Origin of the sequence: Kribbella sp. NBC_01505 (assembly GCF_045040285.1) — a bacterium.
Lineage (GTDB): Bacteria > Actinomycetota > Actinomycetes > Propionibacteriales > Kribbellaceae > Kribbella.
In genome coordinates this window covers 4,921,443-4,944,005 of the sequence record NZ_CP109425.1, presented here as the reverse complement: position 1 = coordinate 4,944,005, position 22,563 = coordinate 4,921,443, and the positions used below count along the sequence as shown (strand labels likewise).

Sequence of the window (22,563 nt, the reverse complement as noted above, 5' to 3'; positions counted from 1 at the left end):
CTCAACCGATACCTTCCCCGCCCCGCCACCCCGATCTCTAGCCTTTTACGGCACCCGTTATAACGCCCTTGGTGAAATGCCGCTGCAAGAACGGGTAGACCATCGCGATCGGCACCAGCGCGACCACCACGACCGCCATCTGCAGCGACTGCGGTTGCGGCAGCGGTTCCACGCCGAGCTGGTCCGCCGACAGCGACTTCCCCTGCAGCACGTAGGTCCGCAGAATCACCTGGACCGGCCACTTCGAGGTGTCGTTCAGGTAGAGCAGCGCATTGAAGAAGGCATTCCAGAAGCCGACCGCGTAGAACAGCCCGACCACCGCGATCACCGCCTTCGACAGCGGCATCACGATCTTCCGCAGGATCATGAAGTCACTCGCGCCGTCGATCCGCGCGCTCTCCAGCAGCTCGCCCGGCACGTTCATGAAGAAGGTGCGCAGGACAACGAAGTTGAACGCGCCCAACGCTCCCGGCAGGATCAGCGACCACAGGCTGTCCAGCAGCCCGAGCTGCTTCACCACCAGGAACATCGGGATGATCCCCGGCGCGAACAACAACGTGAACAGCACCATCAGCAACACCGGCCGCCCGAACAGCACCGGCCGCGAGGTCGCGTAGGCCAGCGCAATCGTCACCGCGAGCGCGATCGCCGTACCGACCAGGGTGACGAAGACGCTGACCAGGATCGCGCGGCCCATCAGCCCGCCACTGAACAACGTCTCGTACGCCTTCACCGTCGGATGCGACGGCCACAACACGTACCCGCCGGCCTTGATGATGTCCTGATCACTCGCCAGCGATGTCGAGACGACGACCAGGATCGGTACGACGATCGCCAGCGCGAACCCGCCCAGGACGACCGCCTTGATCGCCTGGTAGGCGGGTGACGGATTCTCCTTCCAGATGGGCCTCATGAGCCACCCCTCCGCTGGAAGATTCCGGGCTCACCGAGCCGATGGGCGAGCGAGTTCGCGCCCCACAGCAGCAACGCGCCGACCACGCCCTTGGCCAGCCCAGCCGCGGCTCCGCTACTCCAGTCGCCGCCGACCACGCCCGCGTAGTACGTGAAGGTGTCCAGTACTTCGGCCGCGCCGGGACCGACCGAGTCGCGCTGGAGGATGAATTGCTCGAACCCGACGCTCAGGATGTCGCCGATCCGCAGGATCAGCAGCAGCACGATGACGGTTCGCAGCGACGGCAAGGTGATGTGCCACAGCCGCCGCCAGCGCCCGGCGCCGTCCGCGGCCGCCGCCTCGTAGAGCGCGACGTCGACCGTGGTGAGCGCGGCCAGGAAGATGATCATCGCCCAGCCCGCGTCCTTCCAGACCAGCTGCGCGACCACGAGCAGCGGGAAGGTGTCGGGGTTCGTCATGAACGGGATCGGGTCCAGCCCGGCCTGCCGGAGCAGGTTGTTCACGAACCCCGCGCCACCCAACGACTGCTGGAACAGTGTCACCACCAGCACCCACGACAAGAAGTGCGGCAAGTAAGCGATCGTCTGGAACCAACGCCGTACCCGGTTGCTGACCAGCGAGTCCACGATCAGCGCCAGCCCGATCGGGATCGGGAAGAACAGCAGCAGCTGCACACCGGCCAGGATCAACGTGTTCCGCAGCGCGTCCCAGAAGTCCGGGTTGGCGTACAGATTGAAGAAGTTCTGTACGCCGTTCCACTTGCTGTGCATGATGCCCAGATACGGCTGGAAGTCCTGGAAGGCAACGACATTGCCGAGCACCGGGAGGTAGAAGAACACCAGCAGGAAGACGACGCCCGGGACCATCAGCAGCACCATCTGCCAGTCCCGGCGCCAGCGTTCGGCGAACCTCACGAGACCGGCACGCTCGCCGGCAGAACGGCGGCGAACTCGCCCCGCATCTTGTCACCGCCACCGGACTTCCAGCGCTTCAGCGCCTCGTCGTACGCGTCGATCTTCTGCCGGCCGGTGACGATGTCCACGATCGTGTCGCGGAACGCGGCGGTCAGCTTCGGGCCGACCTTGCTGCTGGTGTCGGAGTACGTGCCCGCGGTCGGGTTCCGCATCGCGAACTGCAGCAGCTTCTGCTCGGTCGCGTAGATCTTCTTGGTGTCGTCCGGGAAGGCCGGGTTGAAGATCACGCTCTCCGGCGAGGTCATGATCGTCAGCGCGCTGACCAGACCGGGCCCCTGCTGGGTGCCGGCCTTGGTCAGCACCGGGTTCCCCTGCCCGTCCAGCTGGTACTGCTGCCCCTGGACGCCGAAGTTCTTCTGCAGGTACTCCTTGGTCCCGAACGGCGCCGACAGGTAGTCCATCAGCGCGAGCAGCTCGCGGATCCGGCCCTCGTCGGTCTTCTTGAACGGCGTGAACCCGACCGTGCCGTAACCCATGTCGTAGACCGGTTTCGCCTTGCCGTCATGGCCGAACGGGATCAGCGTGTCGATGAACAGCGACGGGTCGAGCGCCCGGAAGTCGGCGGTCGCCCGCGGTCCGACCGTGACCTGCGCGGCGATCTGACCGTTCACGGTCTTCGGGGTCGCGTCCGCCAGGTTGAGGTCCGGGTAGAAGACCTTCGCCGCCCAGAGCTTGGCGGCGTACTCGACAGCGGCTCGGTAGTTGTCGGTCTCGTAGAGGTGCGTCAGCGAGCGATCGGCGTTGACCCGCCAGCCGTTCGGAGCGCCGAACCACTCGCCGAACATGTGCAGCATGTTGATGATCGACGGTTCGAGCGCGTAGTTCGTGCCGTTGCTGAGCTCCTTGCACTTGGCAAAGAACTCGTCGGCGCTGGTGCTCTGCAGACCGCCGACCTTCTCCCAGGTGCGCGGATTGCCCATCATCACCTGGCCGAACGGCGTCGACGGGATCGGTGCGCCCCAGATCTTCCCGTTTACCACCGCGGTCCGCCAGGACGCCGGCTTCAGCGCGGCCAGGTTCGGATACTCCAGCACCGCATCGCCCGACAGGTACGTCGTGAGGTCCTGGAACTTCGCCTCGAGCATCGGACCGATGTTCGGGATGCCCTGGTTCGGCGGCAGCCACATCAGATCCGGCAGCGAGTCGCTGGCCAGCAGCGTCGCGAACTTCTCCGGGTAGCCCGGGTCGGTGCCGATGGTGAGCTTGAGTTCGGCGCCGAGCGCCTGGTTCAGCGACTGCCACATCGCGTTGCTGCCCATCGGCGGCGGAGGCGTCGCGAACGTCTCGGTCAGCGCGGTGACCGCGTTCTTCAGCGGCGGCGCCTTCACACTCGCGGCCGCGTTCGCCGGGAACCGCAGGAACCCGGGCTCGAGCCCCGACTCGGCCCCGGGCAGATCGGGCTGCAGCCCCGCGAAGGGCTTGTACGTCGGCAGTTTCAGCTCGCCGGAGGCCTTCGCCCCGCCACCCGCCGTACCGCCATCACCACAGCCGGCGAGCGTGGACCCTGCCACAACCGCCGCACCGGAGACCTGCAGAAATCGTCGCCGACTGATCATTGCTGCTCCAAGCCACAGTAGAGTGCTCAGTAACGAGCACTTAAACGTTAACCCGGACCGTAAACGACGACGCCCCGGGCTGGCAAGGGACAAAGCGCAGTGCCTGATAAACAGAGCGGCGGCCGCGGGGAAGATCCCCACGACCGCCGGTCAGGTAGTGCTCAGATCAGCAGCGCACCATCAGGCCGAGCAGCGCACTGCAGGTCCGGCTGGCCTTGTCGTTGGCCGCGGCCGGATCGTTCGGCGAACTGGCGGTCCGCTGCGCGGTAGCGACGAACGACCCCGTGGCCAGCAGGCCGACGGACGCCGTGAACGTCTTCGTCGTGGTGGCCCCACTGGCCAGCGAAGCGACTGCACAGTTCAGGTTGCGGGTGGTTCCGACCCGCGTGCACCCGTTCGTTCCGACGTACGTCAGACCCGACGGGTACGCCGCGGCGACGTTGATCCCGGTCGCGTCGGCCGGGCCGTTGTTCTTCACCGAGACGGTGTAGGTGATGCGGGATCCCGACACCGAGCCGGTCAGCCCCACCGCGACGTCGGCCGCTTGGGCCGGCGCACTCCCGATCACCATGTCCGGACCGGACGTGATGTCGAACGAGTAGTTGTCCCCGACCAGCTGGGTCCGCAGGATCCACGGGCCGACGACCGGGTTGTCGATCACCTTCAGTGTGTAGGTGACCTCGCGCGACGCACCGGCCGGAAGGTCACCGAACGACGCCCGGACGTGGCCGTCGTACTCGTAGCAGTTGCCGGTGCAGGACACCAGCGTGACCCGGTCGAGGAGGATGGAATCCTTGGAGTACAGGGCTCCCTTCGCCCCCTCGAGCGTGAAGTCGGCCTTGTTGAACAGCGTCTGATGGACTGTGAACACAGTCCCCGGCTGCAGCTGGGTCTGGCTGGCCGTGACCGTACTGGTCGGCGGATCCTCAGCCATCGCTGTCGCCGGAGCGATCAGAGTTGCGCCGGCGACGATCGTCACCAGCGCAGCACGAAACAGATTCGTGGCGCGCACGGTATTCCCCCCACTATTCGACTGAACTTCCCCCATCGCCGGTGAACGACGATGGAGAAGAGTATGGTGCCCCCGGCTACTACGCACAACTACTCGAAACCAGCGTTTGTTACGGCATGCATGCTGGTTCGCGTAGATGGCTCAGGAGTGCCGCCAGTCGCCGTTGCGCCCTGTGTGTCCGGCTCTTCACCGTGCCGAGCGGCAGGTCCAGCCGGGCCGCGATCTCGGTCTGCGTGCACCCTTCGAAGTACGCCAGTTGCAGTACGTGACGCTCGTCCGCGGGCAGCTCCTCCAACGCCTGCCGCACCTGCCACACCTGCCAGGCCGTGTCGAACGACGGGCCCTCGGTGACCAGCACCGTCTCCCCGACCCACGTGTTGGCGTCCAACGACACCTGCCCCGCCGTACGACGGGCGCGTCGGTACACGTCGATCGCCGCGCGTCGGGTGATCGCGTACAACCAAGGCTGCAGCTCACGCGACGGATCGAACCGGCTCGCGCCCTGCCAGGCCTGCAGAAACGCCCGCTGTACGGCGTCCGCCGCCAGCTCGCGATCACCGAGCAGACTGAGCGCGGTCGCGAACATCGGCCCGGAGTACCGGCGGTACAGCTCGGTCAGCACGCTCTCGTCGCCGGACTGGAACCGCTCCCCCACATTCACAAGGTCCTCCTGAGTCGGGTTCTTTGGCTCAGTTCGTTTCTACTGACCGAACCTGTCCCGACTCATCGGTACCGATTGCCCATCTTTAGGGCTCAGTACCTACTTCCGCCTCGATCGCTGCCTCGAGGTCAGGGGGCACTTCCGCCCAGACTGCCGCCTGGGCGAGCACGTCCGCGACCCACGGCTCCAGCTCGGGCTCAGACACGCGTTCTCCTTGATCTCATCCACCCACTCGTCGGCCAGTACGCCGCCGACGCGGGCCGTGGTTCAGCGGTTCAGCGGTTGGTGACCTCGAAGGCGACGACCGCCGCGGCGACCGCGACATTCAGCGACTCGACGCCGGCGTGCAACGGGATCTGCAGATCCGAGTCGGTGCTGACCGTGATGCCGTTGGTCTCGCCACCGAGGACGTAGACCGCGCGCGGTGCGAGCTCGGTCCGGAACAACGAATCCCGCGTCCGGGCCGACAGTCCGTAGACGTGATAGCCCGCCGTACGGAGGGTGTCGACCGCCGTCTTCGCGGTCGACGTGTTCACGATCGGGGCCTGGAACGCGATCCCGGCCGAGGCCTTGATCACGAGCGGCCCGACATGCGGCGTACCGGCCCGCGGCAGGATCACCCCGTCGAAGCCGGCACCGGTCGCGGTCCGCAGGATCATGCCGACGTTGCCCGGATTCGTGACGCCGTCGAGCAGGAAGACGTTCGTCGGCCGCTTACCGCGCTCGCGGACGAACTCATCGAGCGGTGTCATCCGGGGCGCGTTCACATCCGCGACCACGCCCTGATCGTGCTTCCCGTTCCCGGCCAGCCACTTCACCCGGCTCGCGGTCGCCCGCTCCACCGGCGTACCCGACTGATCGGCTGCCCGCAGGATCTCCTGCAGGGATCCACCGGTGGCGTTGTCCGCCACCACCACCTTCGCCACCGACAACGTCGGATCGGCCAAGGCCTCGAGCACCGGCTTCCGCCCGTAGATCGTGATCCACTTGTCCCGCGGCGACTTCTTCGACTCCACCCGCCTAACTTACTGGAGTGGGTTCGTGGCCTTGCCATCCAGCCAGAGAGTGTCCGACGGATCGCTGTGCGTCCCCTTGCTCCCGACGTGCTTGGCGGAGATGCCCGGCCCGTTCTTGATCACGTGCACCAGCGCCATCGCGTGCCCGCGGCCGAGGTCGTAATCCGCCTTCAGCCAGTCGCAGATCACACCGGCCTTCACGTCCTTGGCGTCGTACCCCTTGCCCTTCGCCTGCTCGACCAGGACCCGCGGGGTCAGCCCGGTCTTCTCCTCGATCTTGTCCAAGTACGCCTGGAACGACATGTCGCGCCTGCCTTCGTATCGGGGTTGCTTCTGCCTGTGCGTCGACCGGGCCGTGGGAGATTCGACATCCGATCCGCAGAATTCCGGCGTACAGTTCCGGAAACTTTTGTGGGAGGAGCTGGACATGAGTCGCTGGTCAGCCATCGTCGGCTATTCACTGGTCGGCGCCGCGACCCAACTCGTCTGGCTCAACTTCGCCGGCGTCACCACCGTCGCCGCCACCCACTACGCCGTCTCCGAGACCGCCATCGGCTGGCTCGCCCAGGTCTTCCCCCTCCTGTACGTCGTCCTGTCCATCCCCTGCGGTCTGCTCCTCGACCGCTGGTTCCGCCCGGCGCTCCTGGCCGGCGCCGTCCTGACCGCCATCGGTGCCCTGGTTCGCCTCGGCGGCGACCACTTCGGCTGGCTCCTCGCCGGCCAACTCATCGCCTCGGTGGCCCAGCCCCTGGTCCTCAACGCCGTCACCGGCATCACCGGCCGCTACCTCTCCGAGAAGGACCGCCCCACCGGCATCGCCCTCGGAACCGCCAGCATCTTCGCCGGCATGGTCCTGGCCTTCCTGCTCTCGGCCGTCTTCTCCACCGCCAACTCCCTGCACACCATGCTGCTCGTCACCGCCGCCTTCTGCGTCCTCGCGACAGCGTTCCTGGCCGCCGCCCTCCGCACCCCGGGCCCCCATGCACTGGCGGCGCCCGCCGTACCGCAAGCAATCTTCGCCGCCCTCCGCACAGCCTGGGCCGACCCCTTGATCCGACGCCTCTGCGTCCTCGCGGTCTTCCCCTTCGGCGTCTTCGTTGCCCTAAGCACCTTCGCCCAACCGCTACTGGAACCCGCCGGCGTAACCAGCACCACAGCCAGCGTCATCCTTCTGCTCAACGTCATAGCCGGAGTGATCGGCAGCGCCCTCATCCCCATCTGGGCCGCCCGCCACCACGCCGAATCCCCCTACCTGGTTACCGCGCTGTCCGTGACCGCCCTCTGCTGCGCCCTCCTGGCTTTCCTCCCCAACACCCCAGTAGCCCTGATCACCATCACGCTGATCGGCCTACTCCTCCTCCCCGCCCTCCCCATCGTCCTAGAACTAGTAGAACGCCGTTCCGGCGACTCCGAAGGCACCGCCGCCGGCCTGATCTGGCTCTCCGGCAACGCCGGCGGCCTCCTGGCCGCCACCGCCGTAGGCCTCCTCGTCAACCACCCCCGCTACGCCTTCCTCCTCCTGGCCGCCCTCCCGTTGATCGCCCTCCCCGGCGCCCACACCCTCCGCCACCGCCTCACCCCCACCACCCGCTAAACTGTCCCCGCACCAACCCGCCGACGTGGCGCAACTGGCAGCGCACCGCTCTTGTAAAGCGGTGGTTAGGGGTTCGAGTCCCCTCGTCGGCTCCAAAAAGACCATCCCCGCGTGCTACGCAGTCGCTCCTTCGTCGCGCCCACTATGCGCGCACCCGCCCGCCCCTTAGCTCTCCCCACGGGACTACGCCCGGACCTGCGGGCTATCGCCCGCGCGCGACTCCTCGTGGCCGGAGTCGCCTTGCCCACAACCGTAATCACGCCGACCGCGTCCCTCCGTCGGCTGCCCGCCGCATCGATACCGCGCGATCGACCTCAGCCTTGCTCTTTCGGGTAGAGCAGCGGCTGCATCTCAGCCAGCATCGCACCCAACTCGGCTGCTCCCTGGCGAACTCGGGCGCTGCCGTCGCGGGAGAGAGCCTCACAGATCTCCACCGCTTGGTCCCGCTCTCTGGCGAACACCATGAATACAGTGCTGGCAGCCTCGTAGATATACGAACCGTGTTGAAAGTCCCCCGTCGCCAATGCCTCAGCCACAATCGCGACGCCCGCGTTGTCATGCCGCCGGAGCAACGCCTCCGCGGTCACGAGGGTGACAAACGTGTTACCGACATCGAGCACCAGTCGAAGCAGCGGATCCCGCGATTCCGGCGCCTGCGCGAAACTTGCCAGGGCGCGTCCGGCGTCTGCCCGATCCCGGTAGTCCGCACTGGCCGCAAGCTCAACCAGCGCAGCGACAACCGCGCGCCTCCGGGCCTGATTCACCTCAGCATCGTTCCACACCCGCGCAGTAGAATTTCGGCCTTCGGCTAGCTCCGGCAGGGGCACGAGACTTCAGGTCGGCCCTTGAGCCAGACGGTCTTTGTCGTCCATCCGCGCCAAGCCGGTCACAGGTGCCGGGCTCAACCTTCGTCACCCGAGCCGCTCCGCCTGGACCAACGGGCCCACCCTTCTCCGAACCATCGGGAAAGTACGTAATTTGCAGACTTCTGCTGATATGGTGGTAGGCATGTCGAAGTACACGATGACTGAGGCCAATCGCCGACCGTCCCGGCTGATCAATGAGGCGCGGTACGGCCACGAGCCAGTGCTGATCACCGACCACGGAGAGACTGCCGCTGCGCTCATCTCGCCGGCTGCGCTGGCACGGTTCCAGATGCTCGAAGAGGCTGCCGACCAAGCGATGATCGACGAGATCAAGGCCAGCGGCCCGAAGTGGATTCCTGCCACCGAAGGCTTCGCCATGATGGCGGAAATCCTGGCTGAGGCTGAAGCGACCCAGGAGCGGTGACCGAACCACCTCTCGTCTTTGAGCTCGGGTTCATCGAGGGATATCGCGCGCCGGCCGCAGACGATCCTGAGGGCGCCCGGAGAGTACTGGCCGCCGTCAAGGGCCTCGTGAAGGACCCGTCGCCAGCCGCCAGCAGGCACTGGGGCGACAGCCTGATCTACCGTCTTCACGTTGGCGACTACCGCGTGATGTACGAAGTGGACGACGTCGTCCGCGTCTGGTCGATCGGCCGGCTCCCCACGAGGTGATCTCAAGCTTCGCCAACACCTTCACACGCGCCGCTCCACGGTGCGTCGGCAGCCAGCACCACGCCAGACCCGGGATCCTTCCGGATCAGCGTTCAGCCGGGCGGCGGTGTCATATTCCGGCGGCGACGTACGCCGTGCAGGTGGCGGGCTTGCCCGTGGTGATCAGGTTCGGGTCGATGACGACCTGCCCGGACGGTGGCACCAGGTCAGGGTAGTCCGTGCCACCACCATTCACCTTGCCGTCCGTGCCCTTGCAGATGACGCCGATGCGCGGAGATTGCAGCAGCTGGTCCATGGGGTTCTTGATCGTGAACTTCGCAGGTTGGGTACCGACCGCCTGGAGCTGGTTCGCGACATTGAACGACTCGACCTGAGAGGCGCTCTTGAGGATCGCGCCGCTCTCGTCCAGCAGATTGAAGTTGACCGTGACCGTCTGACCGCCATGGTCGGACATGTTCTTAACCAGCGCGGTCACCCAGACATACTCGCCGGACTGCCCGAATCCAGACTCGACAATCTGACCGAGGCCGGCCTTCTTCTCCGTCGTCGGAGTGCTGGCGCTCTGCGGTGCACTCGTGTCGACGGACTGCTTCTCCGACCCGCACGCGGTCAGAACGAGCGAGACGGCAAGCGCCGCCGCGAGCGGGAGCAGACCCGCGTGCCTACGGCGTGCCCGAATGCGCTCGATCACTGTGGGACCAGTCTCTCCGGCGAAAGTTGCTGCTCGAGTGCCGCGCAGATCTCGCGGGGGTGACAAAGCGTAGTCGCCGACCGGTTCACCGTGAGGCACAGTCGGCCACAGCTCACGCCACGAAGAGCAGGAGCAGTAACTAGGGGTCAGCCAAGGGCTGTGTTCAGTTCAGGAACGTCCAGTCCAGGGAGACGTAGAGAGAGCTTGCGACGACGACGATCACGAGGAAGGAGAGTTGGGCGATTCCCGACCGTCGGTCACGAGCCCGTACCTTCGCCTGTTCGGCCTTCGGCAGACGGCGGAACTGCTTGCCTTTCATCTGATGGATGTCGAACATCAGCGACGGATCGCCGAGCGTCACGGCCAGAATCAAGACCGACAACAGCGCCGCACCGTAAAAGACGCTGTCCAGACTCGTCCCAGCTACCAGAGCCCGAACGAAGAAAGTGACGGTCGCCAGCAGTACGGCGCCGAGCACCGCTGCACCGTCTACCCGGTTGCCGCGCGACTTCACCACGGCCAGGCAGACATACACCGCCCAGGTCACCGCGAAGGCGATGAAAGGGAGCACCAGCACCTCCGGAAGTGGCAAGTATTACTACGAGTACGAGTCATCGCTTTCGAGATACGCCAGGACCTCGTTCAGCCTGGCGTCGTCCGGAACGCGGGCGAGCCTCGGTTTGGCGTCCTCCAGGATCCAGCGCTTCACGTCCGTCGTGACATCGATCGTGCTGGACCACCCCAAGGTCAGATTGGTACCGATCAACTCAGGCGCCCACCACTGACACAGTTCGAGCGCGTGCAGGTCCGCAGGTCCTGGTGGCTGCGCATTCCACACCTCGAACCAATGTGTCAGCGGTACGGGTGCCGTCGCCAGGAAGCTCAGTACTTCGTGCGCTTGCGGGCGACGCGGATGCGTACCGAGCGTCTCGGCCCACCAAGCCCGGCACACGTCCAGCATCGCGTCACGCTCGACATCGGGCCAGGTCTCCCAACAGCCTGCCTCGGCGATCCGAGCGGCGATCAACTCCTCGTCAACGTGCAACTCGTCGTAGACGAGCAGCGCCATGATCCGAGGCGTGAGCTTCCGATACAGACCGGTGAAGTCACCCCAATGGTCGGGAACCTCGGCGGCAACCGGAGCAATCAAGTCCGCGGGAATCCGGCCGAGCGGTCCCGACAACGCCACCGCGTCCGCCTCGGCGTAGCAATGCCCGCAGTAGTCATCTCTGACATCCACCGCCACCCCCGCCAACACGTCCCCTAGCCGTGCCAATGCTCTGTCCAGCCCGCTCACGTACTCCCCGCCCTCTCCGACAACGCCACCCCCCGCGATCATCGCCCCCAGGTCCCCATCCCGCCACCGATATCCGCGACAACCTGCCGCATCACCTATCCATGCGGCGAGAGGCTCCGAATGCCTCAGGGTGAAACACCCCGTGAGGAGATGGTCGGCAGCATGAAGAACTGGAAGCCGGTCTATCGGTGGCTGGCAGCAAGTACGGCGTTCGCCGCGCTCGTCGCGGTCGGGGTAGTCGTCTTCGGCCCCGGCAGCGAGGACCCGGCGACCGATGCTTCGGGCGGTGTCTCGAAGTCCTCGCCGACAGCGAGCTCTGCTCCGGCTGCCCCCGAACCGGACGCGTTGGTGGATCGGATGCTGGACCAGCTCCGCAACGGCGAGGCTGTGGAGCCTCAGTTCGCGGCGGGCGAAGGCAATCCGGCCGCCGGTGTACCGATCGAGGCGATCAAGGCCAAGCCGGGCGAGCAGTTACGGCTCGGCCGCCTGATGATCCCTCGGCTCAAGCTGGACGACGAGCTGAACAACGGCGTCGACGAAGCAGCCCTCGTGCACGGTGTGGGTCACTGGCCCGGTACGCCGTTGCCGGGCAGCGCGGGCAACTCCGTGATCAGCGGGCATCGCAGTACCAACGAGAAGCCGTTCCTCTACCTGGACCGGCTTCGCCCCGGTGACCCGATCACGGTCGTGGCCGGGACCAGAAGCACGACCTACAAGGTCTTCAAGACCACCATCGTGCCGCAGGACGACTACGTGAAATTCGTCCTGAAGCAACCCGACAAGACCGGCGACAAGGTACTCACCTTGTTCGCCTGCAACCCCATCACCGCCCACTACCAGCGCATCGTCGTCCAGGCGCGCGCGGGATAGTGAGCACTGAGGAGAGTCATGGGTATCAAGGCAATTTTCGGGGGCCGTCCGGTCCTCGAGTTCGCCGACGAGCACAGCCGTCGCAACTTCTTGCGCAACGCCGCTCTGATCGGCGTCGGAGCAACCTACGTCGCAACGAACCTGGGTGATCCGATCGCCTTCGGCAACGCCGATCGCACCGCTACCAGTTCGGCGGCCAAGAGTGACCTCGACATCCTGAACTACGCGCTGACCCTGGAATACCTGGAGTCCGCGTTCTACACCGCAGGTCTGAAAGCCAAGCTGCTCAAGGGCCGCGAGCTCGAACTCGTCGACCCGATCCAGCAACACGAAGCGAACCACGTCACCGCGGTCCGCACCACGATCAAGGACCTCGGCGGTACGCCGGTCGCCGCGCCGAAGGTGAAATTCCCCGACGGCACCTTCGCCAGCCGGGCCTCGTTCCTGAAAACCGCAGGCGTCTTCGAAGAGCTCGGCGTGAAGGCCTACCACGGCCAGGTCCCGCTGGTGAAGGACGTCGCCATCCTCGCCGCGGCCGCGTCGATCGCCGGCGTCGAGTCCCGGCACGCCGCCATCATCGCCCAGATCACCGGCGGGAACCCGTTCCCGGCGCCGATCGAAGCCCACCTCGGGATGGCGCCGGTGCTCAAGGCCGCGATGCCGTTCCTCGCGAAGTAAGGAGCAGCAGAGATGACCGACACCATTCGTGACCTGATCCACGGCAACTCCTCACACGTCGAAGCCGGCGCCGCCATCGGCGCCCTCAACCACGGCTTCCACCTGGCCGCGGCCAAAGACTTCACCAGCGACATCGAGGTACTGAACTACGCACTGACGCTGGAATACCTCGAAGCCGAGTTCTATCGCCAAGGAAACAAAGCGAACCTGGTCACCGGCAAAGACAAGCAGTACCTGATGCAGATCGGCGCCGACGAGGCCTCACACGTCGCGACAATCACCGCCACCATCCAAAAACTCGGCGGTACACCGGTCGGCGCACCCGCCGTCGACTTCGGCGGCGCGTTCGACTCGCGCAAGAGCTACCTCACCACAGCGCATGTCTTCGAGAACAAAGGCGTCGGCGCCTACCTCGGCGCGGCCGGATTCGTAAAGGACAAGATGATCCTCCAAGCCGCCGCCGGCATCTTCGGCGTCGAAGCCCGCCACGCCGCCGTAGTCGGCAACCTGCTCGGCCTGAAAGCCGAAGGCGGAGTCTACCAAGGCTCCACCGAGACCGGGATCGCCAAGAACGACGTCCTGAAGGCCGTCGCACCCTTCCTGCAGGACCCGTCCAAGGTAGTTGCCGCCATCACCTACTGACCCCAGCGGCCCGGTCTTCCCACGGGGAAGACCGGGCTCCGTCCTGACTACCTTCTGTCGGCGCCGGCGACTTCGGAAGCGGTGAGGGTCCCGTCGATGACGGCACCGGCAACGGCACCGAGCTGCAGGCGATTGCGGCGGGCATAAGCTCGCATCAGCACGAAAGCTTCATCGACACCGATGCCGGCCCGTTCGGACAAGACTCCCTTGGCCTGCTCGAGCAGGATGCGACTGTTCAACGCCGATTGGAGTTGCTCGGCCAACAACTCGCTGCGGCGTACGGTGCGTTCTTGGAGCAACCCGACGGTGGCGATGTCGCACAACGCTTGGCCGAGGTCGACATCGGAGTCGCTGAGGGTGGCCCGGTCGGTGCAGAACAAGTTCAGGACTCCGATGACCTGACCTCGCAACCGCAGCGGAAGCGCGTGGGTGGAACGGTACCCGGCGGCGATCGTCGCGGCCCGGAACCGTGGCCAGCGTTCCTCGACCTCCTGAAGGTCGATGTTCACCATCTGGATGCCGGTCGAGTAGCAGTCCAGGCACGGGCCTTCGTCGTTCTGCAGGACGAACAACTCGAGCAGGTTGGCTTCTTCGGTAGTGGAGGCCATCACATGCAGAACGCTGCGTGGGTCGGCCAGGATCAGCCCGGCCGCCTCAGCTTGCAGAAGCTCGACGCTGGCTTCACACAGCGTGTGGAGAAGGTCGATGACGTCGAAGTCGTCGACGAGGGTGTCCGCGAGTTCGACGAACACCTGCGCGAGGCGCTGCTCCCTGCTCATTCGGTGCCGCCTTTCCGGGCCGGATCATGCCGTCTGCGTCGGGGATTCTTATTCATGATGGTCGTCCTCGGGATGGAAGGTCACCCGTCGGGCGACCACGTCTTCGGAAAGTTCCAGCAGTGGGCGTCTGTCGGCATAGGCGCGAGCCCGCAGGAGCAGCAGCGCCTCGCCGATGCCGACCGAGGCCTGAACGGTGACGATTCCCGTGGCCTGGTGGATCGCCCGGTGGGAGTCGGCGGCATCGGCAAGCTGCGGATGCAGTCCGCCCGGCGCCGCGTCGTACTGCAGATCAAGCAGGATCGTTGCCGCGGCAGCCGCATGATCCAGGGCCTCTGCCAGTTGCAGGCTGTCCAGCGGACCAGGGGTGTCGCGGTACAGGTCCATCACGCCGAGCCGGATGGCACCGACTTGGAGGGGAAACGCGAAGACGGCCGCGATCCCGGATCCGGCTGCCTCCGGCGCGAAGCCGGGCCAACACCCCGTGGCGCGGGCAAGATCGTCTTCCAGGACCGGGCGCCGGTCGTGGAACGCCGTCAGGCAGGGGCCTTCACCGAGAGTCTGCTGGAGGTTTTCCATCACCGCGGCCGGTCCGTCGGTCGCGGCGAGAGTGCCACCGTGGCCTTCCGGTGTCATCAGCGCCACTCCGGCACCGGTGACCGGCACCGATCTGGTCACCGACGCACACAACCGGCCCCAGACAGTGTCAGGCCGGGGCGGATCCGGCTGATCGAAGGCCAACACCTCGAGGAGGATCTGCCGTACCCGCAGCGATGCCACTCCCGCACGTCCGTCCTCGGCCGGTACTCGCGCGCCGTGAGCGGCGGCCCGTGATCACACGGCCCTGACGTCGCGTCCCCCACGGTGCCCGCTGGATCGTAGGTTGACACCTCGCCACGCTGACGACGGACGGCTGAGTGTGCGCCGTACGGGCGTCGACCAGGCGCGCGGGTTGACAGGGTGGGTTCCGGGGTACCGGTAGGTCGTCATTGTGAGTAGCGGGCTTCCTCCCCAGCGGGCGCCCGCCGCGGAACTGAATGTCCCCGGTCCCCGGACAGCATCGCGCCGTCTTGCAGGTGACCCCATCCAGCCGCGCTTCCGGCCGAGTCCGGCCCTCACGATTCGAGATTCCGATGACATCGAACGCTGCTCTTCTGAACCGTCCCGGCAAGTCGGCCACAGGCAGTGACTTCGCTCCACTGCTTCGCGAGATCAAGGCCGCCGGCCTCTTGGAACGCCGTACCGGCGCCTACGCGATGTCGATCATCGTGAACCTGCTGTGCCTGGCCGCGGTCGTCGCCGGGCTGATCCTGCTCGGCAACTCGTGGCTCACGCTCCTGCTTGCTGTACCGGCGGCGGTCTTCACCACCCGAGCGGCCTTCTTCGGCCATGACGCCGGCCATCAGCAGATCGGCCGTTCCCGCCGCCTGCACGACTCCATCGGCCGGCTCCACGCCAACCTGCTGCTCGGGATGAGCTACGGATGGTGGAACGACAAGCACAACCGCCACCACGCCAATCCCAACCACACCGACAAGGACCCCGACGTCGCCGCCGGAGTACTGATCTGGACCCTTGATCAGGCCGCAGGACGCACGGGACTCCACGCCTGGCTCACCCGCCATCAGGCCGGAATCTTCTTCCCCCTGCTGACGCTCGAAGGCTTCGCGCTCAAGGTCTCCGGCATCACCTACCTCCTCGCCCGGCGCCCGCGCCGCAAAGCCGTGCTCGAACTCAGCCTGATCGCGACCCATTTCGCCCTGTACTTCGGCGGGCTCCTGATGGTCGTCCCGCTTCCGAAGGCGATCGCTTTCGCGGCCCTGCACCAAGCACTCTTCGGGCTCCACCTCGGCAGCGTGTTCGCGCCCAACCACAAGGGCATGGAAATGCCCAGCGCCGACACCCACTGGGGTCATCTCGAGAAGCAGGTGCGTACCTCGCGCAACGTCAACGGGCATCCGGTCACCGACTGGATGATGGGTGGCCTGAACTACCAGATCGAACACCACCTCTTCCCCAACATGCCTCGCTCCAACCTGCGCCACGCCCAAGCCGCGGTCCGCGCCTACTGTCACCACGCCGGAATCCCGTACCTGTCCACTGGCATCATCGACTCCTACGCCCAAGGCCTTCGTCACATGCACGAGGTCGGCGCCCAGCTACGCCAGGCGTCCGCGCTGCCGGCGGATGCGAAGCGCGCCTCATGAACGCCCGCCGCGATCCCGCGGCTGCCGCACCTGACGACCTCACCGATGAGGAACATCGCCGCCACGACACATAGAACCTGCCGCAATGGGCACAGACCGAACTCAAGGACGGATGGTGTCTCGAGACGCCATCCATCCCAGGTCTCGGCGTTCAACCAACAGCGCCGGGGCTGACCCATTCACACTCGCTCAGCGGTTGCTCGTGGTCAGCGCGGAGGCCGCCAAGGTGCCGTCGATGACTGCAGCAGCCACGACACCAAGCTGCAACTGGTTGCGCCGGGCATGCGTACGGAGCAGAGTGAACGCGTCGGCGACGCCGATACCGGCGCGCTCGGACAGAACGCCCTTGGCCTGCTCGATCAGGATCCGGCTGTTCAGTGCGGATTGGAGCTGCTCCGCCAAGAGCTCGCTCCGGCGCACCGTGCGTTCCTGCAGCAGACCGACGGTAGCGATGTCGCAGAGCGCCTGGCCAAGTTCTACGTCAGCATCACTCAGAGTAGAACGGTCGGTACAGAACAAATTCAGTACGCCGATCACCTGGCCCCGAAGCCGCAACGGGAGCGCATGGGTCGAATCGTAGCCGAGGGCAACGGTCGCGGCCCTGAACCGCGGCCACCGCTCGGCCACCTCGTTCAGGTCGATGTTGACCATCTGCTGACCGGTGGCGTAGCAGTCCAGGCAGGGACCTTCGTCGTTCTGGAGCACGAACAACTCCAGCAGGTTCGCCTTCTCGGTGGTCGAAGCCATCACCTGCAGCCGACTGCGCGGGTCGGCCAGGAGCAGGCCGGCCGCATCGGCCTGCAACAGCTCGACACTGCGCTCACACAAAGTGTGCAGGAGGTCGATGACGTCGAAGTCGTCGGCCAGAGTGTCCGCGAGCGCGACGAACACCCGACTCAAGCGCTGTTCTCGACTGGTCTCATTCATCGTGATCGTCCTCAGGCCGGTAGGTAGCGGCGCCATTGCGTCGCCTGCGCGACCGGGGTCTGGGGAAGCGCATCGCGACATGGGTTCGGACCTGGTGCGGGTCCGGATGGGTGCCGAGACGAGCGGCGTGATCGGCCAGGCCCAAGGCACCCTGATGAAACGATTCGCCCTGACCGCGGATCAGGCCTTCGCGGTACTGCAACGGTATTCCCAGGACAACAACATCAAACTTGTCGACGTTGCCGCGCGGTACGCCGCGACTCGGCCGTCGTGAGCCACCGCTCGACGATGCCTTGGACCGCGGTGTGCCAAGGTGTCGGGTATGGGTAGCGAACAGGCAGGGCCGGCGCATCCGGGTGAGCCGCGGTTGCCGGCTGCCGTTGGCGTGCTGGTGGCGATCGTGCTGTACGCCGTACTACCGAGCACGCTCCAGATCGGTCCGCGGTTCGTCGTACCCGGACTGGAGTTGCTGCTGTTCATCCCGCTGGTGCTGGCGAATCCCCGCCGGATGAGTAGGGAGAACCGTCTCCTCCGACAGCTGTCGATCGCCTTGCTGCTGCTGATCGCCTTGTCGAACACGGCCGCGCTCGTGCTGCTCATCCGGTCCCTGGTCAACGGGGAGGCAACAGCCGGCGGTCAACTGCTGGCAGCCGCCGGACAGGTATGGCTCACCAACGTGCTGGTTTTCGCCCTGGCGTACTGGGAGCTCGACCGAGGCGGACCGGTGACACGCTTCCGGGTGGCCAGGCCCGGACTTCCTGACGCCGACTTCCGGTTCCCACAGGACGAGGACCACGACACCATCAGCGAGGTGGCCCGGCGATCATCCGCCAAGTCCGGCTGGGTACCAGGTTTCATCGACTACCTGTACGTGTCGGTCACCAATTCCTCGGCCTTCAGCCCCACCGACACGATGCCACTGACCGCCCGCGCCAAGATGTTGATGGCAGTCGAATCCGTCTCGGCCCTCATGCTGTCGATCCTGGTGGTCTCCTTCGCCATCGGCCTCCTCGGCCCCTGAGTGCGTTGTCGCGGAAAGCCGGCAGGACTAACGGACAGACCCCAGGCCGGAGAGGCCTTCGACAAGCTGGGCGGCGGAGGCGCCGTCGACGAGGTGTTGGGTGACGATCAGGCCGGGCAGCATCGTCAGCAGTACGGCGCCCACCGCGTCGGGGTCGGCGTCCGGTGCGAGTCGGCCGTCGTCGCGCCAGCGCTGCGCGAGCTGGGTGAGATGGACGCGGACGCCGGCGTAGAAGTCATGGGTCCGCGTCCGCACCTCGGGCCGGCGGAGCGCCTCGGCCCAGGCGTACACGGCGATCTTGGAGAGGTCGTAGTCCTCGGCTTTGTTGCGCTTGGCAACATAATCGACCAGCGCTCCGACGACCTCGGCCAGGGACGGGGCCGGATCCTGGGCGAGCAGACCCGCGAGCAGGTCCCCGATCCGCCGGAGTGACTCCTCTGCGGTCGAGTCCACCAGTTCGCTCTTGCTGCGGAAGTACCGGTACACGGCGCTGGAGGACATGCCGGTGGCGGCGATGATGTCGTCCATCGACGTGGCGTGAAAGCCGTCACGGGTGAAGCACTGCCAGGCACTGACGAGCACGTGCTGGCGACGCTGTTCCCACAGTTCCGTGCTGAGACGCGGCATACGAATCATCCTAACTCAAAGCGAAACGATCGTTGGCGTTAAGCCACCGGGCGTGCTACGTTCGGATTGTAAACGAAAACGAGCGTTTCGGTTTGAGTCAGGAGGAATCATGACCTCGACAGCAGCGGTTCCGACCCGGACGGACGTCCTCATCGTCGGCGCCGGCCCGGCCGGCTTGGCGCTGGCAGCGAGCCTGCGTCAGCTCGGCGTCGACCATGTGCTGATCGACCGCACCACGTCCATTCAGCCTGGTAGCAAGGCGGCCGCCGTCCAGCCGCGAACCCTGGAGTACCTCGACCGCATCGGAGTCGCCGACACCTTGGTGAAGGTGGGTGTTCGCAGTCCCGGATTCTCTTTGCACGACTGCGAGAAGACCCTGCTCCGGGCTTCATTCACCGATCTGGACACCCCCTTCCCCTACGTGCTGCTGGTGTCGCAGCAGACGACGGAAGAGTGTCTGCTCGACCGGCTGCTGGACCTCGGTGGCGCGGTCCACCGCGACCACCGGTTCATCGACTTCACCGACGACTTCCCCGGTGTCAGCGCGACGGTCGCCGGACCGGACGGCGTACTGCGCGCGATCTCGGCGCGTTATCTCGTGGGCTGCGACGGCGTCCGCAGTGACGTCCGGGCAGCCGCCGGCGTCGAGTTCCCCGGTACGGCGCGTGAGTCGCGGTTCACGATTGCCGACATCAGACTCTCCACCGTGGCCGAGGAACTGATCGCCCAGGACACGACGTTCTTTCTCTCCGGCGCCGGCATGCTGCTGTTCTCGCCCTTGGCCGACGGGCAGTACCGCGTGGTCAGCCCGGCGCCGCCGGGGATGAGCGAGCCGACGCTGCACGACGTACAGAAGCTGCTGACCGAGCGCGGGCCACTTTCCGGACAGGCCACAGTGACCGAGGTGATCCGGGCATCGACGTACCGCGTCCAGGAGCGAGTGGCCGAGAGCTTCCGCAAGGGCCCGGTCTTCCTGGCGGGGGATGCCGCGCATACCCACAGCCCGGCCGGCGCGCAAGGTATGAACACCGGCATCCAGGACGCGGGCAACCTGGCCTGGAAGCTGCACACCGTACTGAATGGTGCCGCAGGCAACGATCTGCTGGACAGCTACCACACCGAACGGCATCCGATCGCCACCGAGATGGTGGCTTTCACCGCAACGTTCGCCAAGATCGCCTCCGTGCGCGATCTGCGCGGCGCGCGGCTGCGCAACGACGTACTGGCCGCGGCGGCCGGAACGCTGGGCGTCACCGACTGGATCGCCGCCAAGCTGTCCGAACTCGACGTCACCTATGCGCAGGGTCCCGCCGGCCGGCTGCGCATCGGTGACCGCGTCCCGCCCACCGTCGTCCCTGGCAGTGATCTGCAGTGGACGCTCGCCACGCCGGACACCCAAGAGATTCAGGGATTCCCCGCGGACGTGACCATCCGGCACATCCCCGCTCTCGACACTGCCCTGCTCGTGCGACCGGACGGCTATCTGGCCGCCAGCGGCGCACCGACCGACCTTCTCACTCGCCTTCCGATCGCCTAGGAGATGCCGCCCATGACCACCACACCCACCATCATCCGCAACGTCGCCGTCTTCGACGGTGTCCACCTTCAGCAGCGAGCAGACGTCCTGATCGACGGTCCCACGATCGCCGCCGTCGGCCCCGATCTCGCCGTACCGGCCGGAGCCACCGTCATCGACGGCCTCGGCTACACGCTGCTGCCGGGCCTGATCGACGCCCACACGCACACCATGAGCACCGCGCAACTCCATCAGGCGCTGGTCTTCGGGGTCACCACCGAGCTCGACATGGGCGGCGTCCCCGAACACTCGCGCGCACTCCGCGCCGCGGCTCAGGCTCGGTCCGACCTCGCCGACTTCCGGATCGCCACCACCGGCGCCACCGCACCCGGCGGCCACCCGAGCCAGTTGGTCGAGCTGGGCTTCATGCCCCCGTTCCCCACGGTCGCCGGACCGGAGGATGCCGAGCGGTTCGTGGCCGACCGGATCGCGGACGGCGCCGACCACCTCAAGATCTTCATCGAGGACGGTACGGCGGCCGGCCACCCGATGCCGTTGCTCGCACCGGAGACGATCAAGGCGCTGGTGGCCGCCGCGCACGACCGCGGTCTGAAAGCCATCGCGCACACGATGACTCGCTCCGCGACCTGGACGGCAGTCAATGCCGGTGTCGACGGCCTCGCCCACGCTCCCGCAGACGGCCCTTCCGACCAGGCGCTGATCGATGCGGTCGCCGATGCCGGACTGTTCGTCGTACCGACCTTGGCGACGCTCGCCGGGATGAGCAAGCACCCGGTCGAGTTCCGGCTCGCCGCCGACCCGCGGCTGCGCCCGTACGCCGATCCGCAGTGGCTGGAGGATCTCAAGAACCTGCCGGAGGATCCGGCCCAGCGGATGGGGCCGATGGCGATGGACGTCCGGCACGCGGCCGACTTCGCGATCCGGGTGTTCCGGGCCGGCGTACCGCTGGTCGCGGGAACCGATGGCACCGGCGGCGCCGGACACCCGACCACCCACGGCATCAGCCTGCACGGCGAACTGACCCTGATGGTCGAGGCGGGACTGTCACCTGCCGAGGCGCTGATCACCGCCACCTCCGCGGCCGCCGACGCGTTCGGTCTGGCCGACCGCGGCCGCATCGCACCGGGACTGCGCGCCGACCTGCTGCTGGCCACCGGCGCACCGAACGCCGAGATCACCAGCCTCTACAGCATCACCAAGATCTGGAAGCAGGGCGTACTCGTCGACCGCACCGCCACCTTCTCCGACAGCGAGGACTGATCATGACCACGATTCCCCCGTACGCCGGGATCCACCACCTGCAGATCCCGGTCAGCGATCTGGACCGCAGTATCGACTGGTACGGCAAGGTCCTCGGCGCCCGTCGCCGCGGCAACGTCGACCACAAGCCCAGCGACGGCCCCCTGTTCGCCGTCGGACTCGAGGTCCCCGGTCTCGGAGTCGGCTTCGAGCTTCGCCTCAACCCGACGGCCGCGGCCGGAATGGCCGGCTGTGGGCCGCTGGCCATCGCCGTCGAAGACCCTGCCGACCTCGACGCCTGGGTCGAGCACCTCGACGCGCTCGGCGTCGAGCACTCACCGGTCCTGATCGGCATCATCGGCTGGGTCCTGGTCGTGCCTGACCCGGACGGAATCAAGCTCCGCATCTACACCAACGCCAATCACAACCTCGAGCGCAGCCAGATCCAGTACCACTCCCCCTGGCTCGAGAACGGCCCGTTCGGGCGCAGCGGTACGACGGCGGCCGTCGGCCGGATCAGCGCCGTACCGGGGTCGGCCGACGAGCTGGAGTCCCTGCTCATCTCGCTGGGCGCGGTCGCCCGCAAGGAACCGGGCAACCTGGCGTACCACGTGCATCGGACCGCCGACGACCCCAACGAATTCGTCATCTACGAAGAGTGGTCCGATCCGGCAGCGATCGAGAAGCGCGAGGAGGCGCCCGGATTCGCCGCCTTCCTGGAGAAGGCCGGTCCGCTGATCGCCGGCGAACCCCACGTCACATCGCTGGTCCGCCAGGACTGAGCTCC

The 22,563-nt window shown here is 66.5% G+C and carries 27 protein-coding genes and 1 tRNA gene; 13 read left to right on the top strand and 15 right to left on the bottom strand.

The features are described 5' to 3' along the window. Nucleotides 1-37: 37 nt before the first annotated feature. From OG474_RS23410 to OG474_RS23380, 7 genes are all read right to left on the bottom strand, one after another. Nucleotides 38-913 carry a carbohydrate ABC transporter permease gene (locus OG474_RS23410; protein WP_405064505.1) on the bottom strand — a complete coding sequence of 292 codons (876 nt, stop codon included), beginning with the start codon at nucleotides 911-913 and terminating at the stop codon, nucleotides 38-40. Continuing rightward, on the bottom strand, nucleotides 910-1,827 hold the full coding sequence (locus OG474_RS23405) for an ABC transporter permease (protein ID WP_405064504.1): 918 nt from the start codon (nucleotides 1,825-1,827) through the stop codon (nucleotides 910-912). The genes OG474_RS23410 and OG474_RS23405 overlap by 4 nt, the downstream gene beginning before the upstream one ends. Further along, nucleotides 1,824-3,443 (bottom strand): sugar ABC transporter substrate-binding protein, encoded by a 1,620-nt coding sequence (locus OG474_RS23400; protein WP_405064503.1) that lies wholly within the window; start codon nucleotides 3,441-3,443, stop codon nucleotides 1,824-1,826. Before OG474_RS23400 ends, OG474_RS23405 begins: the two co-directional genes overlap by 4 nt. Nucleotides 3,444-3,609: 166 nt before the next feature. Further along, entirely contained in the window at nucleotides 3,610-4,455 is an 846-nt protein-coding gene (locus tag OG474_RS23395) for a DUF11 domain-containing protein (RefSeq protein WP_405064502.1), read from the bottom strand. Between the two features lie 109 nt (nucleotides 4,456-4,564). After that, nucleotides 4,565-5,116 carry an RNA polymerase sigma factor gene (locus OG474_RS23390; protein ID WP_405064501.1) on the bottom strand — a complete coding sequence of 184 codons (552 nt, stop codon included), beginning with the start codon at nucleotides 5,114-5,116 and terminating at the stop codon, nucleotides 4,565-4,567. Nucleotides 5,117-5,391: 275 nt separating this feature from the next. Then, a complete protein-coding gene (locus OG474_RS23385; RefSeq protein WP_405064500.1) occupies nucleotides 5,392-6,132 on the bottom strand; it encodes a TrmH family RNA methyltransferase in 741 nt (246 codons plus the stop codon). A 9-nt stretch (nucleotides 6,133-6,141) separates the two neighbouring features. Continuing rightward, nucleotides 6,142-6,435, bottom strand: coding sequence for a DUF4287 domain-containing protein (locus OG474_RS23380; protein ID WP_405064499.1), 294 nt, complete (start codon nucleotides 6,433-6,435; stop codon nucleotides 6,142-6,144). Nucleotides 6,436-6,559: 124 nt separating this feature from the next. Between OG474_RS23380 and OG474_RS23375 the strand changes: the two genes are divergently transcribed. Then, the gene (locus OG474_RS23375; RefSeq protein ID WP_405064498.1) at nucleotides 6,560-7,726 is read left to right on the top strand and encodes an MFS transporter; all 1,167 of its coding nucleotides are present in this window, start codon (nucleotides 6,560-6,562) and stop codon (nucleotides 7,724-7,726) included. Between the two features lie 19 nt (nucleotides 7,727-7,745). Further along, nucleotides 7,746-7,821: transfer RNA gene (locus tag OG474_RS23370), tRNA-Thr, on the top strand. Nucleotides 7,822-8,040: 219 nt separating this feature from the next. Here OG474_RS23370 and OG474_RS23365 read toward each other — a convergent pair. Beyond that, the gene (locus OG474_RS23365; protein WP_405064497.1) at nucleotides 8,041-8,508 is read right to left on the bottom strand and encodes a hypothetical protein; all 468 of its coding nucleotides are present in this window, start codon (nucleotides 8,506-8,508) and stop codon (nucleotides 8,041-8,043) included. 226 nt (nucleotides 8,509-8,734) lie between these two features. On the opposite strand from OG474_RS23365, the gene OG474_RS23360 reads away from it, so the two are divergent. After that, nucleotides 8,735-9,016 carry a type II toxin-antitoxin system Phd/YefM family antitoxin gene (locus tag OG474_RS23360; RefSeq protein ID WP_405064496.1) on the top strand — a complete coding sequence of 94 codons (282 nt, stop codon included), beginning with the start codon at nucleotides 8,735-8,737 and terminating at the stop codon, nucleotides 9,014-9,016. After that, on the top strand, nucleotides 9,013-9,264 hold the full coding sequence (locus OG474_RS23355; protein ID WP_405064495.1) for a type II toxin-antitoxin system RelE/ParE family toxin: 252 nt from the start codon (nucleotides 9,013-9,015) through the stop codon (nucleotides 9,262-9,264). Before OG474_RS23360 ends, OG474_RS23355 begins: the two co-directional genes overlap by 4 nt. Nucleotides 9,265-9,373: 109 nt before the next feature. Here the strand turns inward: OG474_RS23355 and OG474_RS23350 are convergent, their stop codons facing one another. The 3 genes from OG474_RS23350 to OG474_RS23340 all read right to left on the bottom strand — a co-directional run bounded on the left by OG474_RS23350 (nucleotide 9,374) and on the right by OG474_RS23340 (nucleotide 11,195). After that, on the bottom strand, nucleotides 9,374-9,955 hold the full coding sequence (locus OG474_RS23350) for a hypothetical protein (RefSeq protein ID WP_405064494.1): 582 nt from the start codon (nucleotides 9,953-9,955) through the stop codon (nucleotides 9,374-9,376). A 163-nt stretch (nucleotides 9,956-10,118) separates the two neighbouring features. Further along, entirely contained in the window at nucleotides 10,119-10,526 is a 408-nt protein-coding gene (locus OG474_RS23345; RefSeq protein WP_405064493.1) for a hypothetical protein, read from the bottom strand. Nucleotides 10,527-10,553: 27 nt separating this feature from the next. Further along, nucleotides 10,554-11,195 (bottom strand): hypothetical protein, encoded by a 642-nt coding sequence (locus tag OG474_RS23340; RefSeq protein WP_405064492.1) that lies wholly within the window; start codon nucleotides 11,193-11,195, stop codon nucleotides 10,554-10,556. Between the two features lie 219 nt (nucleotides 11,196-11,414). Between OG474_RS23340 and OG474_RS23335 the strand changes: the two genes are divergently transcribed. From OG474_RS23335 to OG474_RS23325, 3 genes are read left to right on the top strand one after another with little or no spacing between them, the layout of a single operon-like run. Beyond that, nucleotides 11,415-12,122 carry a class E sortase gene (locus OG474_RS23335; RefSeq protein WP_405064491.1) on the top strand — a complete coding sequence of 236 codons (708 nt, stop codon included), beginning with the start codon at nucleotides 11,415-11,417 and terminating at the stop codon, nucleotides 12,120-12,122. A gap of 18 nt (nucleotides 12,123-12,140) precedes the next feature. After that, nucleotides 12,141-12,800: a ferritin-like domain-containing protein gene (locus OG474_RS23330; RefSeq protein ID WP_405059597.1), complete on the top strand. Its 660-nt coding sequence runs from the start codon at nucleotides 12,141-12,143 to the stop codon at nucleotides 12,798-12,800. 12 nt (nucleotides 12,801-12,812) lie between these two features. Beyond that, nucleotides 12,813-13,442, top strand: a complete 630-nt coding sequence (locus OG474_RS23325; RefSeq protein ID WP_405059598.1) for a ferritin-like domain-containing protein — start codon at nucleotides 12,813-12,815, stop codon at nucleotides 13,440-13,442. 47 nt (nucleotides 13,443-13,489) lie between these two features. Here OG474_RS23325 and OG474_RS23320 read toward each other — a convergent pair whose 3' ends face one another. After that, the gene (locus OG474_RS23320) at nucleotides 13,490-14,221 is read right to left on the bottom strand and encodes a GAF and ANTAR domain-containing protein (protein ID WP_405064490.1); all 732 of its coding nucleotides are present in this window, start codon (nucleotides 14,219-14,221) and stop codon (nucleotides 13,490-13,492) included. 48 nt (nucleotides 14,222-14,269) lie between these two features. Further along, a complete protein-coding gene (locus tag OG474_RS23315) occupies nucleotides 14,270-14,998 on the bottom strand; it encodes a GAF and ANTAR domain-containing protein (RefSeq protein WP_405064489.1) in 729 nt (242 codons plus the stop codon). Nucleotides 14,999-15,351: 353 nt separating this feature from the next. On the opposite strand from OG474_RS23315, the gene OG474_RS23310 reads away from it, so the two are divergent. Continuing rightward, nucleotides 15,352-16,425, top strand: a complete 1,074-nt coding sequence (locus OG474_RS23310) for a fatty acid desaturase family protein (protein WP_405064488.1) — start codon at nucleotides 15,352-15,354, stop codon at nucleotides 16,423-16,425. Between the two features lie 189 nt (nucleotides 16,426-16,614). Here the strand turns inward: OG474_RS23310 and OG474_RS23305 are convergent, their stop codons facing one another. Further along, the gene (locus OG474_RS23305; RefSeq protein WP_405064487.1) at nucleotides 16,615-17,352 is read right to left on the bottom strand and encodes a GAF and ANTAR domain-containing protein; all 738 of its coding nucleotides are present in this window, start codon (nucleotides 17,350-17,352) and stop codon (nucleotides 16,615-16,617) included. Nucleotides 17,353-17,431: 79 nt separating this feature from the next. On the opposite strand from OG474_RS23305, the gene OG474_RS23300 reads away from it, so the two are divergent. After that, nucleotides 17,432-17,626 (top strand): ANTAR domain-containing protein, encoded by a 195-nt coding sequence (locus tag OG474_RS23300; protein WP_405064486.1) that lies wholly within the window; start codon nucleotides 17,432-17,434, stop codon nucleotides 17,624-17,626. Nucleotides 17,627-17,674: 48 nt separating this feature from the next. Further along, on the top strand, nucleotides 17,675-18,373 hold the full coding sequence (locus tag OG474_RS23295; protein ID WP_405064485.1) for a hypothetical protein: 699 nt from the start codon (nucleotides 17,675-17,677) through the stop codon (nucleotides 18,371-18,373). Between the two features lie 27 nt (nucleotides 18,374-18,400). On the opposite strand, the gene OG474_RS23290 is transcribed toward OG474_RS23295, so the two are convergent. Next, nucleotides 18,401-19,000: a TetR/AcrR family transcriptional regulator gene (locus tag OG474_RS23290; protein WP_405064484.1), complete on the bottom strand. Its 600-nt coding sequence runs from the start codon at nucleotides 18,998-19,000 to the stop codon at nucleotides 18,401-18,403. A 109-nt stretch (nucleotides 19,001-19,109) separates the two neighbouring features. Between OG474_RS23290 and OG474_RS23285 the strand changes: the two genes are divergently transcribed. From OG474_RS23285 to OG474_RS23275, 3 genes are read left to right on the top strand one after another with little or no spacing between them, the layout of a single operon-like run. Beyond that, a complete protein-coding gene (locus OG474_RS23285; RefSeq protein ID WP_405064483.1) occupies nucleotides 19,110-20,537 on the top strand; it encodes an FAD-dependent monooxygenase in 1,428 nt (475 codons plus the stop codon). 12 nt (nucleotides 20,538-20,549) lie between these two features. Further along, on the top strand, nucleotides 20,550-21,797 hold the full coding sequence (locus OG474_RS23280) for an amidohydrolase family protein (RefSeq protein WP_405064482.1): 1,248 nt from the start codon (nucleotides 20,550-20,552) through the stop codon (nucleotides 21,795-21,797). Between the two features lie 2 nt (nucleotides 21,798-21,799). Continuing rightward, nucleotides 21,800-22,558, top strand: coding sequence for an antibiotic biosynthesis monooxygenase (locus OG474_RS23275; protein ID WP_405064481.1), 759 nt, complete (start codon nucleotides 21,800-21,802; stop codon nucleotides 22,556-22,558). The last annotated feature ends 5 nt before the right edge of the window (nucleotides 22,559-22,563 follow it).

Bases quoted from the DNA above. Each gene is read 5' to 3' on its own strand.
- OG474_RS23410 (WP_405064505.1), bottom strand. From the start codon at position 913: ATGAGGCCCATCTGGAAGGAGAATCCGTCACCCGCCTACCAGGCGATC.
- OG474_RS23400 (WP_405064503.1), bottom strand. From the start codon at position 3,443: ATGATCAGTCGGCGACGATTTCTGCAGGTCTCCGGTGCGGCGGTTGTG.
- OG474_RS23380 (WP_405064499.1), bottom strand. From the start codon at position 6,435: ATGTCGTTCCAGGCGTACTTGGACAAGATCGAGGAGAAGACCGGGCTG.
- OG474_RS23375 (WP_405064498.1), top strand. From the start codon at position 6,560: ATGAGTCGCTGGTCAGCCATCGTCGGCTATTCACTGGTCGGCGCCGCG.
- OG474_RS23360 (WP_405064496.1), top strand. From the start codon at position 8,735: ATGTCGAAGTACACGATGACTGAGGCCAATCGCCGACCGTCCCGGCTG.
- OG474_RS23335 (WP_405064491.1), top strand. From the start codon at position 11,415: ATGAAGAACTGGAAGCCGGTCTATCGGTGGCTGGCAGCAAGTACGGCG.
- OG474_RS23330 (WP_405059597.1), top strand. From the start codon at position 12,141: ATGGGTATCAAGGCAATTTTCGGGGGCCGTCCGGTCCTCGAGTTCGCC.
- OG474_RS23325 (WP_405059598.1), top strand. From the start codon at position 12,813: ATGACCGACACCATTCGTGACCTGATCCACGGCAACTCCTCACACGTC.
- OG474_RS23320 (WP_405064490.1), bottom strand. From the start codon at position 14,221: ATGAGCAGGGAGCAGCGCCTCGCGCAGGTGTTCGTCGAACTCGCGGAC.
- OG474_RS23310 (WP_405064488.1), top strand. From the start codon at position 15,352: ATGACATCGAACGCTGCTCTTCTGAACCGTCCCGGCAAGTCGGCCACA.
- OG474_RS23305 (WP_405064487.1), bottom strand. From the start codon at position 17,352: ATGAATGAGACCAGTCGAGAACAGCGCTTGAGTCGGGTGTTCGTCGCG.
- OG474_RS23300 (WP_405064486.1), top strand. From the start codon at position 17,432: ATGGGTTCGGACCTGGTGCGGGTCCGGATGGGTGCCGAGACGAGCGGC.
- OG474_RS23295 (WP_405064485.1), top strand. From the start codon at position 17,675: ATGGGTAGCGAACAGGCAGGGCCGGCGCATCCGGGTGAGCCGCGGTTG.
- OG474_RS23290 (WP_405064484.1), bottom strand. From the start codon at position 19,000: ATGCCGCGTCTCAGCACGGAACTGTGGGAACAGCGTCGCCAGCACGTG.
- OG474_RS23285 (WP_405064483.1), top strand. From the start codon at position 19,110: ATGACCTCGACAGCAGCGGTTCCGACCCGGACGGACGTCCTCATCGTC.
- OG474_RS23280 (WP_405064482.1), top strand. From the start codon at position 20,550: ATGACCACCACACCCACCATCATCCGCAACGTCGCCGTCTTCGACGGT.
- OG474_RS23275 (WP_405064481.1), top strand. From the start codon at position 21,800: ATGACCACGATTCCCCCGTACGCCGGGATCCACCACCTGCAGATCCCG.